Source organism: Rhizobium sp. HT1-10 (assembly GCF_049472505.1).
Taxonomy (GTDB): Bacteria; Pseudomonadota; Alphaproteobacteria; order Rhizobiales; family Rhizobiaceae; genus Rhizobium.
On record NZ_JBCEBQ010000009.1, the window covers coordinates 129,843 to 147,500 of the forward strand.

Genomic DNA, 17,658 nt, shown 5'->3' on the forward strand with positions numbered 1-17,658 from the left:
CATTCCGAAGAACAAGGATCAGCCATGGAATCGCGGTTTGCACAGCGCCTGATGATGACCCTGATGGTCATCGGCTTCATCATGTCCGCCGCCTATGCCTTGAGCAGCTCGCGCCACCACAAGGACGACGCGGAGCCTTCGGCATCGGCGCCTGCCGACAAGGAGCCTGCCGAAGGCAAGGCACCCGAGGGGGCCACCGGCAACTGATGGCCTCAAGCCGGCAGGGCTTCAGTCGCCGAACGGATCGTCGGGCGCCTTGGCCGGCGTCGTGAACCAGCGGGCGCCGGCGTCCGTCATGTAGATGTGATCTTCGAGCCGAACGCCGAATTGCCCGGGCACGACGATCATTGGCTCGTTGGAAAAGCACATTCCCGCCTGCAGCCTCGTAGCGTTTCCGCGCACCAGATAGGGTTCCTCGTGGATTTCGAGCCCCAGGCCATGGCCGGCACGATGCGGCAGGCCCGGCAGGCAGTAATCGGGACCAAGCCCATGCTTTGCCAGTACCGTCCGGGCGGCATCGTCCAGGCTGCTGCAGGATGCCCCGAGTTTGGCCGCTTCGAACACGGCGTGTTGTGCCTCGCGCTCCATCGCCCAGATTTCCGCAAACTCCGGCTTAGAGCCTTCGAGGAGATAGGTCCTCGTCAGATCCGAATGATAGCCATCGATGCGGCAGCCCGTATCGACCAGGATCACGTCGCCCGCCTGATAGACCTGGTCGCCATCGACGCCATGCGGAAGGGAGGTGGCAAGACCGAAGGAAACAATGCAGAAACTCGATCCATCCGATGCGCCGAGGGCGCGATGCTGGTCATCGATATAGCGCACCACCTCGGAGGCATGCACGCCGGGCCTGATGAAGCCGTGCGCGCGTCGCTGCACCTCGAGCGTGATGTCCATGGCATATTGAATGAGATTGATTTCCGCTGCCGATTTGCACAGGCGCAGATCGCGGATCAATCTGCCGCCATCGACAAGACGCTGCTGACCGAGACTATGGGCGAGCGCGTGGTAGACAAACAACGGCAGCGCGTCGTCCAGCGCCAGCTTGCCACCTGCGGGCAGCAACGAGGCGACCAGATCGGCAGCGCTCTCATCCTCCTGCCAGACAAGCACATCGCCCGGAAGCCTGGGTAGGCTGTCGACACGGTCGAGCTCGAAACCGGGCGCGATGTAATATAGGGCGGAGGGAGTGACGAGCGCGCCCAGCAGGCGCTCGCTCGGATGCCAGACCAGGCCGGTGAAGTAGCGCAGACTTTCCGTCGCCCCGAGCAGGAAGCCGCTGCAGCCGCTCGCTCTCAAAGCGACCTGCAGCCGCGCCAGTCGTTCCTGCCGCTCCGCGTTGTCGATCGGCGGAACTGGGTGATGCCATGTCATTATCAGATTCCCTTTCAGTTTCCGCGATTCTGCACAATGCGTGCAGTCTGTCGACAGAAATGATCGGGGTTGGGAGTCATGCAGGAGCCGCGCCCGGAACCGAGGCTTGGAAGACCCACTTCCCAAGCACCAAATTCTCGCCCCGCGATCTCGACTTGCTATGTGAGTGCCGTTTGCGGCGGCGCGCGCTCCGTCGCGGACAGTTATTCCAATGCTTTGTCCTCTAGTGTCCGGGTAAGTTCCGCCAGCTTGACTTCAAGGTCGACGGTGATGTTGGCAAGCAGGTCCCGCATGTCGAGAAGCTTTTCCGCCATGAAGAGTTCGTCAGGCCGAGCAGTTTCAGCTGCTTTTGCCAGATATCTATCAGTGCCTCCCTCGATTGAGGGAAAAGGAATGATATTGGGCATGACCGATCCTCAAGGAGCAGCTGAAATCGACACCGGATGCTTTACTTTTTGGCCGTCACAGGCAGAGGTCAGAACTCTTCCCAATTTTCCGCTGCGGCTGCCTGGGACGAGCCGCCGCCCGCCACCTTGGCGATCAGCTGCCGCGCCGGCGACGCCACTGGCCTGTGTTCGGGCCTCGCCTCTTCGGGTCTGCGGCTGGGGTTGGCAGCACTCGACGGGCGCGCCCGGCGAGGAGATGCCCGGTCAGCAGCAGATCCAAGCTGGAAGCCATCGATCAACTGGCGAAGACGGGCGGTCTCGTCGGCCAATGTCGCGCTCGCCGCATTGGTCTGCTCGACCATCGCGGCATTCTGTTGTGTCACCTGGTCCATCTGGTTGACGGCCGAGTTGACCTCGGACAACCCTGTTGCCTGCTCCTTGGCGGAACTGGTGATAGCGCCCATGTGATCGTTGACCGCGACGATATTCTGCTGGATCGTCCGCAGCGCTTCGCCGGTCTCGCTGACCAACTTCACCCCGGTGCTGACCTCCTCCGACGAGTTGCGGATCAGGCCCTTGATTTCCTTGGCGGCCTGGGCGGAACGCTGTGCAAGCTCGCGCACTTCCTGGGCTACGACGGCGAAGCCCTTTCCGGCTTCGCCGGCACGCGCCGCCTCGACGCCGGCATTGAGCGCCAAAAGATTGGTCTGGAATGCGATCTCATCGATCACACCGATGATGTTCGAAATCTGGTTGGAAGAACTCTCGATCCGCGACATCGCGCCAACGGCATCCGCAACGACCTTGCCGGAGCGTTCCGCGTTGTCGCTTGCCGTTGCTGCGGCATGACGAGCCTCATCGGCGCGCTTTGCGGCGTTCGAGACATTGACAGTGATCTGGTCGAGGGCAGCGGCGGTCTCTTCGAGCGAAGCCGCCTGCTGTTCCGTGCGGCGCGACAGGTCCTCTGCACTCTGGCTGATTTCGCGTGTGCCGGTGTCGATCTGATCGGTGGACTGCGCGACCGCGCCAAGCGTGTTGCGCATCTGGCTGAGCGCCTCGTTCATTGTCCGGCGCAAACCCTCGAAGTCCGGCGCGAAAGGGTGATCGAGGTTGAAGGAGAGATCGCCCTGCGCCAGCTTTTTGAGCGCATCGCCGATGGTGTTGACGGCGTGGACGCGTTCCGTGACGTCGGTCGCGAATTTCACCACCTTCGTCACTTTGCCCTTGGCGTCGAGGATAGGATTGTAAGAGGCATTGATGACGACCAATTTCCCATTCTTACCGTATCGCGTGAATTCAGCAGTCTGCACCTCGCCCCGGCGCAATGTATCCCAGAACTCCTTATAGTCCGGCGACTGCGCATAAGCGGGGTCCACCAACATGCTGTGGGACCGTCCCTTGATCTCCTCCAGCCGGTAACCGAGAGACGTCAGGAAATTGTCGTTGGCGGTAACAATCTCACCCTGTGTAGTGAACTCGATGATCCCTTGCGAGCGGCTAATGGCGGCCATCTGGCCATGATAGTCGAGATTCAGCAGCCGCTCCTTGGCATCTGCCCATTCGACCACGAACCCGGTCACCTTGGTGCCATCGAGCAGCGGTGAAACGATGAGGTCGAAGGCGCGGTGGCCGACCCAGATTGTCGCCTTGTGCTGCGCCCTGAGTGCGGCAAGCATGTTGCGCTGATGGGAGGGGTTCTTGTGAAAGATGTCGATGTTGCTGCCGATAAGCTTCGAAAACTCGAACCGGGGCAGCTCCTTCTTCAAGTCGGACTCGGCTTCCTTCAGCAGCTCCCTGACCGCCTCGTTCATATATCGGATATTCAAACCGGCGTCGGCGATCATGATGTTCGCTGTGATCAGGTTCAACGATTTTGTCTGCATGCGAGCAATAGTGGATGAACCGAACATCGGCGTAAGTCCTTGTAAAGTAGCGGAGCCCTTTGCTCCTTTGGATTGAGAGATGCGGTGGAAAAGCTCTTCAGTCTTGGAGGGGTAATCTGACGAGCGTCAGACGCTCCCGCCCGCCGGATGTCCGGGCGGGGGACCGCGGGCGATCGTCGCGAGCGGAATGCTTGCCAGTGTCAGGTCCAAGGATCTCGCCGGTAAAGGCCTGCCCAGCAGGTAGCCTTGGCCGACGTCGCAACCGAGCACTTCCAGCTTTTCGAACTGGCTCTCGTGCTCGATGCCCTCAGCCGTGATCTTCAGACCCAGGCTTGCCCCGAGGCCGATAATCGCTTTGACGATCTTGTCTTGCTTCTCGTCATGTTCTGAGCTTGCCACGAAACTGCGGTCGATCTTTATTTTATGAAACGGGTAGCTGGAAAGCTGCGAAAGGCTCGAATGTCCCGTTCCGAAGTCGTCGAGGGCAATCTGGATGCCGGCCTGATCGAGGCCGTTCAGCACGAAGTGGGCGCTCTCTGGATCCCGAACAATGGCGCTTTCCGTCACCTCCACCTCCAGGCGATGGACCGGCAGTCCCGTTTCGTGCAACGTTTTGAGAAGCTTGAGCCCGAGATGTCGGTCCGAGAGCTGCGTCGCCGAAATGTTGAACGAAAGCATGACATGCGAAGGCCACGTCATGGCATCGCGGCAGGCCATGGAAAACAGGCTGTCGCTGAGGTCGAAGATCAATCCAGTCTCTTCCGCCAGGGGAATGAATTCGCCGGGAGAAACGAACCGCCCAGGAGATGTTTCCCAGCGCGCCAATGCCTCGTAGCCGACGACCTGCTTGGTCTTCAGGTCGACCAGAGGCTGATAGTGGGGAACGATGGCCTTCTCGCGGATCGCGGATTTCAGATCCGCCTCCATCTGCAAGCGCTTGCGGATTTCGTTCTCCATCGCCGGCGCGAAGGCTTGCGTTACGTTTCGCCCCTGCTTCTTGGCGACATACATGGCGCATTCGGCGGCCCGCACCAGCGTCTGCAACGCGGTGGCATCGTCAGGCCAAATGGCATAGCCGACACTTGCGCCAATCTCGACAGTCGTACCCCATGCATGGATCGGCTGACCAATCGCCTTCACGATCCTTTTGGCGTACGACGCGGAACCCAAAACGCCAACGCCTCTGGCCACGATGAGAAACCGGTCCGCACCAAGGTGGAAGACCTGATCTTCGTTCTGCAAACGCGAGAGATGTTCACCGATACGCTTGAGAACGACATCTCCGGCCATTTGACCGAGATTATCGTTCACCGCTTTCAGGCCACTCAGGTCGATGCTGTACGCTGCGATCTTCTCGTCGCTCGATTCCGTCTTCAACAAAGCATCGGCACTGGCATCGAGCATGCGGCGATTGGGCAAGCCTGTGAGGTAGTCGTGACGGGCGGCCGCATGGATCATTTGCTCCGCAGCAAGCCGACGGGCGACCTCAACCGACAAGTCTTTCACGCGGACAATGGAGTAGACCAGCCCCAGGGCGCCAGCGATGATCAAGGCCGTCAAGACCTCATCGATTTGGGAGCCCTCATACGCGCGAAACAGGTGATCGAGAGCTTCATGTGCATTGGTCGCCAAGGCAACGCCGAAGATGACCAGGAAGGCCACCAACCAGGCGATGATTTCCAGAAGCGGCCGATTGCGAAAATGGAACATGAAACCTTCCAACAAAGAAGACAGCTTCATGCTACCTGGAGCAGAGACCTGCATCGGCCTCACAGTGAACACCCGCCCCACGGCTGCCACCACGGCCACCGTCGCGCGAACTTTAACTGCCGCTAAATTTAAAGAATATTCATGAACGAAACGCTAATCCTAATATTAGCGAAGATTGATTGTCGCTATTTGACCAGCGAATGCGCAGCGACCCGCAACGGCGTGCTCGCATGGTTGATATTCGACTTGGCAGTCCTCGCGTCGGGCTACCTTTGTAGGAGGGTATCCTTGGAATACTCCGGCCAATTCTCAAAACTGCGGCACGAAATGTCGAACGACCGATCTAGGTTCGCTGGCCCTGTCACACCCTAGTCGGCTGGCAGGTAGGCGGAGCCATCCTCGGCCCTGGCCGGATTTAGAACATACTTTCCCTCCTCCGGCACGGCAACTCGATCGAAATCGCGGGCAAGCGTCTGCAGCGCGGCCCGCATCGCGTCGCCCTGCATCGCCAGGCCGTGGCCAGTTATGACAAGCTCAGGCGCAAGCGACGACAGCAACTGGACGGAGGAGCGGGATGCATCCCAGTCGATGGTGAAGTACTGCGGCGGTCCGTGAATCTCGGTCGTCTGCATTGCCACCGCATAGGCCGATTCGGCCTTGGTCGTGATGAAGGCATCTCCTGCGATGAGTGTACGATCCGACTGGCGCCACAATGAGACATGCCCTGGCGCATGGCCCGGCGTGTGCAACCATTTCCAGCCCGTCATGAAGGGAAGGCTTCCATCCTCCGGCAGCGCCTTCAGCCGCCCAGAAATGTCGACAGGCTTGGTCGGATAAAGCCCGGACAGGCTCGCCATCAGGCCGCCGCCGACAGAGGGATCACCGGGTGGATAGGATGCCTGACCGTTGAGATAGGGATGTTCCAGCTTGTGGGCATAGATCGGGACGCTCCACTCCTCTGCAAGGTCCTCGAGCCCTCCGACATGATCGAAATGGCCATGGGTGAGGATGATCGCGGCTGGCCGCGCACTGACACCGAAGCGCTCGGCCGCGGCTTTTTTGATCACACTGTTGGTTCCCGGCACGCCGGTATCCACCAGAACCCAATTACGGTCGCCCGCACCCGGGAGGCCAATAAGGATCACATTGACCAGGATGGTGCGGAAGTAGGCGATGTCGGGTGCGACTTCGCGCGTTCCGTCGTCACGATCATTCTCGACCGCCCGTGCGTCGCTGCCAAGTTCTATCTGCGTCATCGCCATTTCCTCGTAAAAGCACTGCACCTGTAGAGCAGCGTTGCCGCTGTTATATGTTCAATCGTAACCGGCCGATTTGGTTCCGGTTTTACAGACGAACGCCCAAAATAACCTTAGAAAGTCGCAAGGTCTGCCTCGACGGCCGCCGCGAACACACCGGCTGCGGCAGTGGCGGCAGCAGCCTTGATCAGCGGTTCATCCACCGCGAAGATCGGGTAGCAGCAGGCAGCAGCAGCGCATTTTTCCAATTCGATGCCGAAGCACCATGACGCTCCGGTGACGACCGCAACGCCTTTTCTGTCCTTGGAAGCGACGACCCCGGCCTCCCGCGCTATGGTTTCAGGACGACCTTGATGCAGCCGTCGTGCTTGTCCCGGAACATCTTGTAGAAGTCGGGCCCATCCTCGAGCGAGCCGGTATGGGTAATGACAAAGGATGGATCGATCTCGCCTTTCTGGATGCGCTCCATCAGCATCGGCAGGTAATGCTGCACCGGCGTCTGCGCCATTTTGAAAGTCAGGCCGCGGTTGACGGCTGATCCCATCGGGATCTTGTCCAGGAAACCGCCGTAGACGCCGACGATCGAGACAGTACCGAAATTCCGGCAGCAATGGATCGCCTGGCGAAGCACATGCGGCCGATCCGTGCCCATGAAGGTGGCGACCTTGATCCTGTCGATACGAGAATCCCAGCTCGCCGCTGCATCGGCTTCGGTTCCGACCGCGTCGATGCATGCATCGGCGCCCCTGCCGTTGGTCAGCTCCATGATCCTGTCGTAGATGTCCTTGTCCATGTAATCGAGCGTGATCGCCCCGGAGGAGGCAGCAAGCGCCAGGCGCTCCGGCACGGTATCGATCGCGATGACCCGTTCGGCACCGAGAATAAAGGCGGACTTGATCGCCATCTGCCCCACCGGACCGCAGCCCCATATGGCAATGGTATCCCCCGGCTGAATGTTGCAGAATTCGGCGGCCATGTAGCCCGTCGGGAAGATGTCGGACAGGAACAGCACCTGCTCGTCGGTCAGGTCGCTCGGCACCTTGATCGGTCCGACATCGGCGTAGGGAACGCGCAGATATTCCGCCTGCCCGCCCGCATATCCGCCGAGCAGGTGCGAGTAGCCGAACAGGCCGGCTGGCGAATTGCCCCACATCTTCTTGACCTTGTCCGGATTGGGATTGCTCCGCTCGCAGCCGGAGAAGAAGCCGCGCTTGCAGAAGAAGCATTCGCCGCAGGAAATGGTGAAGGGCACGACGACCCTGTCGCCCACCTTGAGGTTCTTGTTGTCTTTACCGACCTCGACGACCTCGCCCATGGTTTCGTGGCCCATGACGTCGCCGCTATGCATATCAGGCATGACGCCATCATAGAGATGAAGATCCGATCCGCAGATCGCGCATGCCGTCACCTTGATGATAGCGTCGCGTCCGTCCTGAATCTGCGGATCCGGAACGCTCTCGCAGCGAATGTCGTGTTTTCCGTGCCAGGTTAATGCTTTCACGTCTGGATCCTTTCAAAGACCATATCGGATTGGTCGAACCGATCACCGCAACGCGCCAGTTGTCGCGGTCGCTGGCGTCTCGGTTGCCGCCGCTTGGAGGCAAGCTCGCACGTTGAGGAACCTCGTTTTACGACCATTGTTCCCACAAACAGCGGCCTGCATCCTTCATTGATGGGCTAATGTCCCGCCAACCTAACCCGCGCATCGCCGGCGAGCTGGACTATGCCGTTGATCGAACGCGCACTCCCACCCGGCAGATCCTGCTGGGTGGGGGTGCGCCAATTACTTCGCTGCGGTCTGGTCGAAACGGGAATCCGGCGTTCGCTGCCTGTCGAGTTCCCGGTCGATGGTTTCCTCGGAGCCCTCTGCAGGGTCTTCGCTCGCCTGTCCGACGCTCTCTTGCAATGGTTCCCCGGCCGAAGAACGACCCTCGCCGTCATCGGCGTCGTTCCAGTGGTCTTCGTGACGACCGTCTGGCCGGCCATTGTTTTCCCAGAGATAATAAGCCCGTTCACGCCGTTCTTGTTCGTTATCCATGCGACTTGTCCTCGATTGTGTAAGTCCAGCGGAAAACTTGCGTGGGAGCGAGCGGTTCCACCACGGTGCGGCAGCGTGCCAAGTTGAGGCTGCATCCCGCGTCGACCGCTTCAAGCAGCACCGCCCGGCGCAGGTCGAGATTTCGCCTTGCCGCTAGCCCCAAAAAAGCCCGCCTCCGCGAAAGCGGAGCCGGGCTAGACATTTGGCAATCCTTGGGCGTCAGGCGGAAGGCAGTCGTGGGAGCGGCGCTCTTACTCGCCTCGCCGGCGTCAATGGCGGCCGACACTCGATTCCGCGGTAGCTTCACCGACGGAGAACGCCCGCGACAGCGGGACCAGCTGCCAGAGTGCGGAGAGACCGACCAGGACATAGACGATGGTTGAAAGCATGCTGTCCTGGCCACCGAAGATGGTCGCGACGAGGTCGGTGTTCGAAACGCCGACCAGCAGCCAGTTGATGCCGCCGACGATGATGAGAAGCAAGGTGATAAGGTTGACGTATCTCATGGTTTTCTCCGTTGTTCCACGTCGAGCCAACTTGTCTGCTCCAACGAAGTTCCGCGCGCCGTCGCGTAGCCTGACCACAAACCGCCGAGGAATTCAGACATCGACATGCATGGCCGTCGCCAACGAAAGCGCTTTGAAGTCCTCCTGGCACTTGAAAAAGCTGGATTCACGGACCGGCGAGACGACCGAAGAGTATGAAAGAAGGGCGGCCTGCCCCAAATCCGATTAGCCTGTAAATAACCTCGTTAGGTCCCGAATATCAGTCGAGCGGTTTGTAGGCGATGACGTCCATCTCGACCTTGACGTCGACCATCATCGGCGACTGTACCGTGGAGCGTGCCGGCGGATGATCGATGAAGTGCTTCTGGAAGACCGCGTTGAAGCTGGAGAAATCGCGGGCATCGTCGAGCCAGACGTTGACCTTGACCACATGCTCGAGCGTGCAGTCGGCGAGCGCCAGCACCGATTTGATGTTGGCGATCACCTGCTCCGTCTGGGCAACGATATTGCCGACGATGACCTCGCCATCGACCGTCGGCACCTGACCCGAGACGTAGACGAAATCGCCGGCGCGCACGGCCTTGGCGAAAGGCCGGCGCTGGCCACCCGCCTGGGCATCGGCGACATCGTAACGGATGAGTTTTTTGCTGGTCATGGGGCGACTTCCTCTCTTCTGTGCATTTGCGGACCTATCCGCCGCGAATTCGTCTCAAATTGCTTCAGGGCCTGTCCTGGACGAAATGCCCGGGCGACACTTGCCGATAGATGCGCTTCGGCACGACATAATCGTAGGGGCGGATGGCGCTCTTTATCTCTTCGGTCAGCGGCAGAGGCACGGTCTGGCCTCGGCGTGCCGGATCGGGAATCGGCACTGCGGAGATCAGGCGCCGCGTATAGGCATGCTGCGGGTTGTCGAAGATATCAGCGCGCGGACCGATTTCGACGATCTCGCCGAGAAACATCACCGCGACGCGATGGCTCATCCGTTCCACCACGGCCATGTCGTGACTGATGAAGAGATAGGCAAGGCCGTGCTTTTCCTGCAGGTCGAGCAACAGGTTGGAGACCTGCGCCTTGACCGTGACGTCGAGCGCGGAGACGGCTTCGTCGGCGACGATGAACTTCGGATTGAGCGCCAGCGCGCGGGCGATCGATATGCGCTGCCGCTGACCGCCGGAGAATTCGTGCGGGTGGCGGTCCGCCATCGCGGCCGATAGACCGACCTGTTCCAGCAGTTCGACGACCCGCGCCTTGGCATCCCGTCGGCCCATCAGGCCATGGGCAAGGATCGGTTCGGCGATTGCCGAGCCCACGGTAATACGCGGATTGAGCGAGGCGAAGGGGTCCTGAAAGATCATCTGCGAGGTGCGCCGCATGGTGCGCAGTTCGCGGGTGCCTGCTTTCGTCACATCCTGGCCACCAATCTCAATCGAGCCGGCGGACGGGTTGATAAGCCGGATGATGGCTCGGCCGGTCGTCGATTTGCCGCAACCGGACTCGCCGACCAGCGACAGCGTTTCGCCCGGGCGAAGATCGAAGGTTACGTCTTCCACCGCGTGAACGCGGCCAGTCGGCAGGTCAAAGCGGACGGAGAGATTGTTGACCTTGAGGATCGGCTCGACGCTCATCGCGACGGAAGGCATCTCGCGTCCATCGACGGCCACGCCGGTCGATGCATCCACCTCCGGAAAACGCTTCGGCGCGACGGCCGCACCCATGGTGCCCAAGCGCGGGATCGAGGCGAGCAGCGACTTCGTGTAGATCGCCTTCGGCGCGGCAAAGATGTCCTCAGTCTTGCCGGTCTCGATCATGTCGCCACGGAACATCACGGCGGTGCGGTCGGCAACTTCCGCCACGACGCCCATGTCATGGGTGATGAACAGCACGCCCATGTTTTCCTCACGCTGCAATTCGCGCAGCAGATGCAGGATTTCCGCCTGGATCGTCACGTCGAGCGCCGTGGTCGGTTCGTCGGCGATCAACAGCTTCGGGCGGCAGGCCAACGCCATGGCAATCATCACCCGCTGGCGCATCCCGCCGGAGAACTTGTGTGGATATTCGTGCAGGCGCGCCTTTGCGGCTGGAATGCGCACCCGGTCCATCAGTCGCACGGTCTCGGCCTCGGCCTCTGCCCACGACAGGCCGCGATGCAGGATAAGCGCCTCTGCGATCTGGTTGCCGATGGTGAAGACCGGGTTGAGCGACGTCATCGGCTCCTGGAAGATCATCCCGATCGCGCCGCCACGCACCTTGCGCATCTCCGCTTCGCTTGCAGCAAGCAGGTCCTGGCCATCGAGCAGGATACGGCCTTCGGTGCGCGACCGGCTGGGCGGCAGAAGCCGCATCGTCGAAAGGGCGGTGACGCTCTTGCCCGAGCCGCTTTCGCCGACGATCGCGACCGTCTCGCCGGCATCGACATGCAGGTTGATATTGCGGATGACGGCCTTCCAGCCCTCTGAAGTCTTGAACGAGGTGGTCAGGTTCTCGACGACGAGGACCGGCCTGTTTGGGGTCGCGTCTGTCATGATCAGCTCTCCTTGGCGAGGCGCGGATCGACGAGATCGCGCAGGCCGTCGCCCAGCAATTGCAGCGAGAGGACGGAGAAGACGATGGCAAGGCCCGGAAAAACCATCAGCCACGGGGCGTTGTTCATATATTCGCGCCCCGACGCCAGCATCGTGCCCCAGGTCGGCATGTCGGTGGACACGCCGACGCCGAGGAAGGAAAGGCTCGCTTCCGCCAGCATCGCCGAGGCAAAGACGAAGGTTGACTGCACGAGGATGGGCGACGCCAGATTGAGCAGCACGTGGCGAACAAGGATCTGCCAGGTCGGCAGGCCCATGGCGACGGCAGCCTCGATATAGGGAAGTTCACGCAGGACCAGCGTCGAGCCGCGGACGATGCGGGCAAGGCGTGGCGCATAGGTGATGCCGAGCGCAAGGATGACGGTCGTCAGCGAGGGCCCAAGCGCTGCGACGAGCGCGATGGCGAGCAGGATGTCCGGGAAGGACATCATCGCATCGAGCAGCCGCGAGATCGGCGCATCGAGGCCGCGGAAGAAACCGGAGGTGACGCCGAGCATGACCCCGAGCACGGTCGAGATGGCGACGACGCCGAGGCTGACCAGCAGCGAGATGCGGCCCGCAAAGATGGCGCGGGAAAAGATATCTCGGCCGAATTCGTCGGTGCCGAAGAAGTGGAGCATCGACGGCGGCTTCAGCTTGTTGACGATCGACAGCTTGTTCGGCGCATAGGGCGCAACAAAGGGAGCCAGCAGCGCGGCGAGGACCACGACGACCAGAATGATCGCGCCGAACAGCATGGCCCGGTTGCCGAACAGGCGGCGCAGACTTTTGGAGAAGGGCATGGAGACGGAGGCCATGGTGTTCATAGGCGCACCCTGGGATCAACGAGAATATAGAGCATGTCGACGATGAAATTGATGAGAACGTAGATTGCGGCGACCGTGAGCAGCGCGCCCTGGATGACGGGATAATCGCGGCGCAGGACGGCCGAGACGACGAGATTGCCGACCCCGGGCAGGCCGAAGACAGTTTCCGTGACCACCGCACCGGCCACCAGCATGGCGACCGACAGGCCGATGACGGTGATGATCGGGATCATCGCGTTCTTCAGCGCGTGCTTGAGGATGACGCGGCCGGCGCCGGCGCCCTTGGCTCGCGCGGTGCGGACATAATCCTCGCCGAGGACATCGAGCATGGCGGCGCGGGTGAAGCGGGTGATCAGCGCCGAATTGACGATGCCGAGTGCAACGGCCGGCAGGACGAGATGGTGCAGCCGTTCGAGGAACGGCGTCTCAGGGCCGCCGTAGCCGGAGGCCGGAAACCAGCCCTGACCGACCGCGAAGATCTGGATGAGCATCAGACCGAGCCAGAAGCTCGGCACGCTGGCCGCGATCATGGTCAGCGTGACGACGATCTGGTCGAAGAGCGTGCCGCGCTTGACCGCAGACAGGATGCCGACCGGCAAGGCGATACCGACCGCGATCAGGATCGAGAAGAGCGTGAGGAAAAACGTCGGCTCGGCGCGCGAGGCCAGCGCCGTCGTCACCGGCTGGTTCAGGAAGATCGACTGGCCGAGGTCGCCCTGCAATATGCCCAGCACGAACTGGCCGTACTGGACGATCATCGGTGCATCCAGCCCCATCTTGGTGCGCAGCTCAGCGATATCGGCTGGGGTCGCATCCGACCCCAGCATGACGGCGGCCGGATCGCCGGGCGTGACGCGAACGATGATGAAGACCACCGTGACGACGAGGGCGAGCACGATGGCCATGCCCCCCAGCCGTTTCAACAGTGCCTGCGCGATCTTGGCCATGGTCGGTTCTGAGCCCCTACTTCTTCGGAGTGACGTTCCAGAAATGCGGCCAGTAGGTCGGCTCATATCCGGAAACGCCATTGGAAAGACCCGAAACGGCATTGAAATTGCCGACCTTGTAGAGCGGGGCGTCATCATAGATGACCGTCTGGATACCATCCCAGGCCGTCTTCTTGGCATCGTCGGTGGTCGCATTCATGTATGCGGCAACGGCCTTGGTCTTCTGGTCGGAGACGTACCAGCCGGGATAGCTGTCGGTAATGGTGTTGATCGTCGTCGGATCGCCGGGGAAGTTGGAATGGGTGATGAAGATGTCCCATTCCTTCGGATCGGCACGGCGGGTGGTCAGCGTTGCCCAGTCGACGACCTGCAGGTCGACCTTGAAGCCGGCAGCTTCGAGATAGGCCTTGGCGACTTCGCCGATCTTGTAGTGGAATTCATACTGGCGGCTGGTGAGCAGGCGCAGCGGCGTGCCATCGTAGCCGGCTTCCTTCAGGAGTTTGCCAGCGACTTCCGGATCGCCCTCACCGTACCGCGCTACGCCAGCTTCGGTATGCCAGAAGGAGCCTTTCGGGAAGATCGAGCCGTCGACGCTGAAGAAGCGGTCGTCGGAGAAGGCGGCGAGCATCATGTCGTTGGCGTTGAGTGCCGCCTGCACCGCCTGGCGGAGCTGCTTCTTGACCAGCAGGCCCTGCTTCATGTTCATGTTCAGCGAAGCCCAGCCGGCATCCTTGAAGATCACGGGCTTGGCATTGCTGCTCTTTTGAACGCGCTCGTATGCACTGACGGGCAGCGAATCCGCATAGTCGAACTGTCCTGATATCAGGCCCTCGACGCGGGTATTGGCATCCGGAACCGGAACGAAGCGGATTTCCTTGGCGATCGCCTCGCGCTTGCCGGCATAGTTGTTCGGCGCGCCCTCGGGCGACTTGTAGCCGTCGAAGCGGACGAGCTGGGTGTACTGGTCTGGCTTGCGCTCCTTCAACTCGTAAGGCCCGGTGCCTATGAAGTCGGTGAGCGTGTCCTTGACCTTTTCCGACGGCATGATGACCGAAGCCTGCGACAGCGTGGCGAGCAGCGGCGCATAACGCGACTTCAGCTTGATGATCACGGCATGCTCGCCATCTTCGCTGATGCTGTCGACGATGGTGGCAACCTGCTTGCCCTTGGAATTGATCGCCATCCAGCGCTTCAGCGAGGCCGTCACGTCCTTGGCATCGAAATCGCTGCCGTCATGAAACTTCACGCCTTCGCGCAACGGGATCCTGTAGGTCAGGCCGTCTTCGGAGATGGTCGGCATGGCGGCAGCGAGCAGCGGCACCGACTTCCACTCGGCGTCATAGGTATAGAGCGTTTCGAAAATATGCTGGTCGATGGTGAGCACGATGTCGGTCGGCGTCTGCATGACGTCGAGCGTCGGCGGCTCCCCGATCGTCGCGACAGTCAGGATATCGTCGCTTGCCTCAGCCATTGCCAGACTGCTCGTGCCGGCCAATGCCGCCAGCGTCATCAGAACAAATGCACTCTTTTTCATGGTCGTCCCCTTGTTGTTATCTTTTCAGTCGTTCATTTCGCCGCGCTTCCGGCCAGGCTGTCACCCATCCAGCCCCAGCGGATCGGCGACGCGCGGCCAGAGCTCCAGGCTCGCCTTGCGATAGGGCGTTGTGGCAGGATCGGTCGGATAGGCGGTCGGCGCGGCGATATAGACGATGTCCGACGAGACCGGCTGGAAGCCGGCATAGAAATGGTTGGTCGACTTGATCAGCAGGCAGGACTTGGCCGCGAAGTTGATACCCTGGTTGGCGAAGATGTCGGGCTCGTAGGTCTGCGTGCGGCTGGTGATCAGCACGATATCGATCTCGCTGCCGACGGGCCGGACGACCGCAGCGCGACCGAGCGTGACCCGCGAATTGCGGAAACTCTGCCAGCCGGCCTCAACGACCTTCTGAACCGTGACGCGCAGGTCGAGCGGCTCGCCGCCCTCGGGGCTGGACTTGCCGCCGACCCGCAGCGACAGCTCGGCCCCCTCGCCTGCCGCATGGCAGAAGCTGACGGCGATCGGGTCCCAGATCGTCGCCATGGCGAAATTGTCCATTCCGCGCTCCAGCATCCGGCGCAGGATATGGGTGGCGTCGCCGGCCACTCCGCCGCCGGGATTGTCCCAGACGTCGGCAATCGTCACCGGCTTTTCAGGATGGGCAGCACGGATAGCGACCGCCTTGTCGAGGCCGGCCTCGGTGTCGAACATCGGCATCGCCGTCTCGCGACGGAGAGCATAGAGTTCGCGACCGAGAGCCGCTGCCAGTGCGTCGCCCTTCTGTCTGTCATTGTCGGTGACGACGACGATCCGCGTGCCCATGTCGGGCAGGTCGCCGGCCATGAAGCCGTGGATGACGGAGGCCGACAGGATGCCGTCCTTGCCTTCCATCGCCTGCATCCGATCGACGAAGGAGCGCATCGGCTCGCGGCTCGTCGGGAAAATCGTGATCATCCGGCAGTCGAAGGTGGAGATGACCGGCTTGATCTCTCCGCGCAGCGCCTGGAGCGCCAGCTCGACGACATGCTCACCGCGCTGCTCGAAATCCGTATGCGGAAATTCGAGAAAGGCGGCCATAAGGTTCAGATTGGCAACGCGAAGCGCCGTCAGATGGCTATGCGGGTCGAATTCGGCCGCGATCAACACGTCCGGGCCGACCATGTCGCGAACCCGCGAGAGAAAATCGCCCTCCGGATCGTCATAGCCCTGCGCTGCCATCGCGCCATGCAGACCGAGCACGACACCATCCACAGGAAGTGCGGCCGCAAGCTCGGCAAGGATCAGGTCGCGCAAGGTCTCGTAGGTCTGGCGCTGGATGAGGCCCGCCGGTTCCGCCCAGCAGGACGTGCCCTCGATGACGGTGAAACCCTCCTGCCTGCCGCGACGGCGCAGGATCGGGACGACGGAGGAGCAGAGCGTCGGCGTATCGGGATGGTCGCCCGGCCCGGCGTAGAACGCCGCCTTGAAAGCGTTCATATCCGTCGGCACGGGAGAAAAGGTGTTCGTTTCAGTCGCCAGCGAGGCAGTGAAGATGCGCATGTCTATTGCCCACATACACGTCGGCTGTCCGGCCACAGCAAGGGGCCATCTACCGTCGCAAAGTTGTCTGGATGTCTAGTTTCCGATCGCCGAGCTGCCTGTCATGACCGTCGATCGACAACGGTCAGCATGCCCGGAAATCTAGCTTCCCGTCTTGTTCAAGTTCACCCACCCACCATTCGGTGTAATTTATTTTCTTCATAATGGATAAAATTCACTCCAAGTCAAACGAATTTGCGTGACGTCCTCATTTTCTGTAATTAATTTTCTGCTTTATGAAATTGGAAGAAATTTTCATCGCCAACTCTTCCGGGTAAAATTGAATGAGTGCTGCCAATGCGATATGGTGCTGACAATCAACAGCTTCCGGCATCTTCGCGCACCGGAGGTGGATCGCGTCGCGCGAACGGCGGTGAAAAGGACGACTGCCAAAAGCGCCCTATTTTCATCATGCGGCAGACTGCGAGGCTGACGAAGCCTCGCAGGTGAGATGCAAGCAACATTTTCAGATGGAAACTCTTACCAGACGGTCCCACGCGCATCGACATTTTCAACCCGCGTGACGATCCCGTCGCGATGGAAGACCATGCGATCGAACAGATTGCTGACGACGCAGGTGTGGTTCGGCACGACCCTCACCATCGCACCGATTTCGGCAAACGGCACCGTGCAGCCGCCAAGATCGACCACCGCATGTTCTTCCGAGAGCGAGACGATGCGGGCGCCGGCAAAGCCTTCGATCTCGCCATGGTCGGAGAAGCCGAGGAGATCGGAGGTCAGCGCCTTTGAGCCGCAATCCAGCACGGCCCTGTCCGGTGCCGGGCGCGACACCACGGTCGCAAGGACATGCATGGCAAGATCGTCGGTCGTGCAATGACCGGCGCGAACCAGGCTGCGGTCGTTATAGACATAGGTGCCCGCCCGGTGCTCGGTGGCCGACGGCACGAGGTGAGCGGCAAAAAGATCCGGCGAACCGCCGCTGGAACGCACCGGGCATTCGATGCCCTTCTCGGCGAGCAGCGCCATGGTGCGGACCATGAAGGCCTCGACCTCTGCGGCCCCGCCGATCGACGGATAGGTCATGATGCCGC

16 protein-coding genes (1 of these 16 cut by a window edge) are annotated in these 17,658 nt (G+C 61.1%); 1 reads left to right on the forward strand and 15 read right to left on the reverse strand.

Going from position 1 to position 17,658, the window contains the following annotated elements; translation table 11 throughout:
* Positions 1 to 24 precede the first annotated feature (24 nt).
* Complete coding sequence (locus VH564_RS20585) at positions 25 to 207, forward strand: hypothetical protein (RefSeq protein WP_423341730.1); 183 nt, start codon at positions 25 to 27, stop codon at positions 205 to 207.
* A gap of 21 nt (positions 208 to 228) precedes the next feature.
* Here the strand turns inward: VH564_RS20585 and VH564_RS20590 are convergent, their stop codons facing one another.
* The 15 genes from VH564_RS20590 to VH564_RS20660 form a co-directional block, all read right to left on the reverse strand.
* Positions 229 to 1,374: a M24 family metallopeptidase gene (locus tag VH564_RS20590; protein WP_423341731.1), complete on the reverse strand. Its 1,146-nt coding sequence runs from the start codon at positions 1,372 to 1,374 to the stop codon at positions 229 to 231.
* Positions 1,375 to 1,577: 203 nt separating this feature from the next.
* Positions 1,578 to 1,781, reverse strand: a complete 204-nt coding sequence (locus VH564_RS20595) for a hypothetical protein (protein ID WP_423341732.1) — start codon at positions 1,779 to 1,781, stop codon at positions 1,578 to 1,580.
* Between the two features lie 68 nt (positions 1,782 to 1,849).
* The gene (locus tag VH564_RS20600; protein ID WP_423341733.1) at positions 1,850 to 3,670 is read right to left on the reverse strand and encodes a methyl-accepting chemotaxis protein; all 1,821 of its coding nucleotides are present in this window, start codon (positions 3,668 to 3,670) and stop codon (positions 1,850 to 1,852) included.
* Between the two features lie 99 nt (positions 3,671 to 3,769).
* The gene (locus VH564_RS20605; protein ID WP_423341734.1) at positions 3,770 to 5,353 is read right to left on the reverse strand and encodes a putative bifunctional diguanylate cyclase/phosphodiesterase; all 1,584 of its coding nucleotides are present in this window, start codon (positions 5,351 to 5,353) and stop codon (positions 3,770 to 3,772) included.
* Between the two features lie 368 nt (positions 5,354 to 5,721).
* Positions 5,722 to 6,609, reverse strand: a complete 888-nt coding sequence (locus tag VH564_RS20610; RefSeq protein ID WP_423341735.1) for an MBL fold metallo-hydrolase — start codon at positions 6,607 to 6,609, stop codon at positions 5,722 to 5,724.
* Positions 6,610 to 6,940: 331 nt separating this feature from the next.
* Positions 6,941 to 8,110 carry a zinc-dependent alcohol dehydrogenase gene (locus VH564_RS20615; protein WP_423341736.1) on the reverse strand — a complete coding sequence of 390 codons (1,170 nt, stop codon included), beginning with the start codon at positions 8,108 to 8,110 and terminating at the stop codon, positions 6,941 to 6,943.
* Between the two features lie 282 nt (positions 8,111 to 8,392).
* A complete protein-coding gene (locus VH564_RS20620) occupies positions 8,393 to 8,647 on the reverse strand; it encodes a DUF2934 domain-containing protein (RefSeq protein ID WP_423341737.1) in 255 nt (84 codons plus the stop codon).
* Between the two features lie 269 nt (positions 8,648 to 8,916).
* Positions 8,917 to 9,153 carry a DUF378 domain-containing protein gene (locus VH564_RS20625; protein ID WP_423341738.1) on the reverse strand — a complete coding sequence of 79 codons (237 nt, stop codon included), beginning with the start codon at positions 9,151 to 9,153 and terminating at the stop codon, positions 8,917 to 8,919.
* Positions 9,154 to 9,412: 259 nt separating this feature from the next.
* The gene (locus VH564_RS20630) at positions 9,413 to 9,808 is read right to left on the reverse strand and encodes a RidA family protein (protein ID WP_423341739.1); all 396 of its coding nucleotides are present in this window, start codon (positions 9,806 to 9,808) and stop codon (positions 9,413 to 9,415) included.
* A 64-nt stretch (positions 9,809 to 9,872) separates the two neighbouring features.
* Positions 9,873 to 11,678: an ABC transporter ATP-binding protein gene (locus VH564_RS20635; RefSeq protein WP_423341740.1), complete on the reverse strand. Its 1,806-nt coding sequence runs from the start codon at positions 11,676 to 11,678 to the stop codon at positions 9,873 to 9,875.
* A 2-nt stretch (positions 11,679 to 11,680) separates the two neighbouring features.
* On the reverse strand, positions 11,681 to 12,544 hold the full coding sequence (locus VH564_RS20640) for an ABC transporter permease (RefSeq protein WP_423341741.1): 864 nt from the start codon (positions 12,542 to 12,544) through the stop codon (positions 11,681 to 11,683).
* On the reverse strand, positions 12,541 to 13,482 hold the full coding sequence (locus VH564_RS20645; protein ID WP_423341817.1) for an ABC transporter permease: 942 nt from the start codon (positions 13,480 to 13,482) through the stop codon (positions 12,541 to 12,543). Before VH564_RS20645 ends, VH564_RS20640 begins: the two co-directional genes overlap by 4 nt.
* 25 nt (positions 13,483 to 13,507) lie before the next feature.
* On the reverse strand, positions 13,508 to 15,025 hold the full coding sequence (locus VH564_RS20650) for an ABC transporter substrate-binding protein (protein ID WP_423341742.1): 1,518 nt from the start codon (positions 15,023 to 15,025) through the stop codon (positions 13,508 to 13,510).
* A gap of 60 nt (positions 15,026 to 15,085) precedes the next feature.
* Positions 15,086 to 16,567, reverse strand: coding sequence for a M81 family metallopeptidase (locus tag VH564_RS20655; protein ID WP_423341743.1), 1,482 nt, complete (start codon positions 16,565 to 16,567; stop codon positions 15,086 to 15,088).
* A gap of 519 nt (positions 16,568 to 17,086) precedes the next feature.
* Positions 17,087 to 17,658, reverse strand: partial view of a D-TA family PLP-dependent enzyme gene (locus VH564_RS20660; protein WP_423341744.1) — the 3' portion only. It continues 517 nt past the right edge of the window; 572 of the gene's 1,089 nt are visible here — the last part of the coding sequence; its start codon lies off the right edge, out of view; it ends in the stop codon at positions 17,087 to 17,089.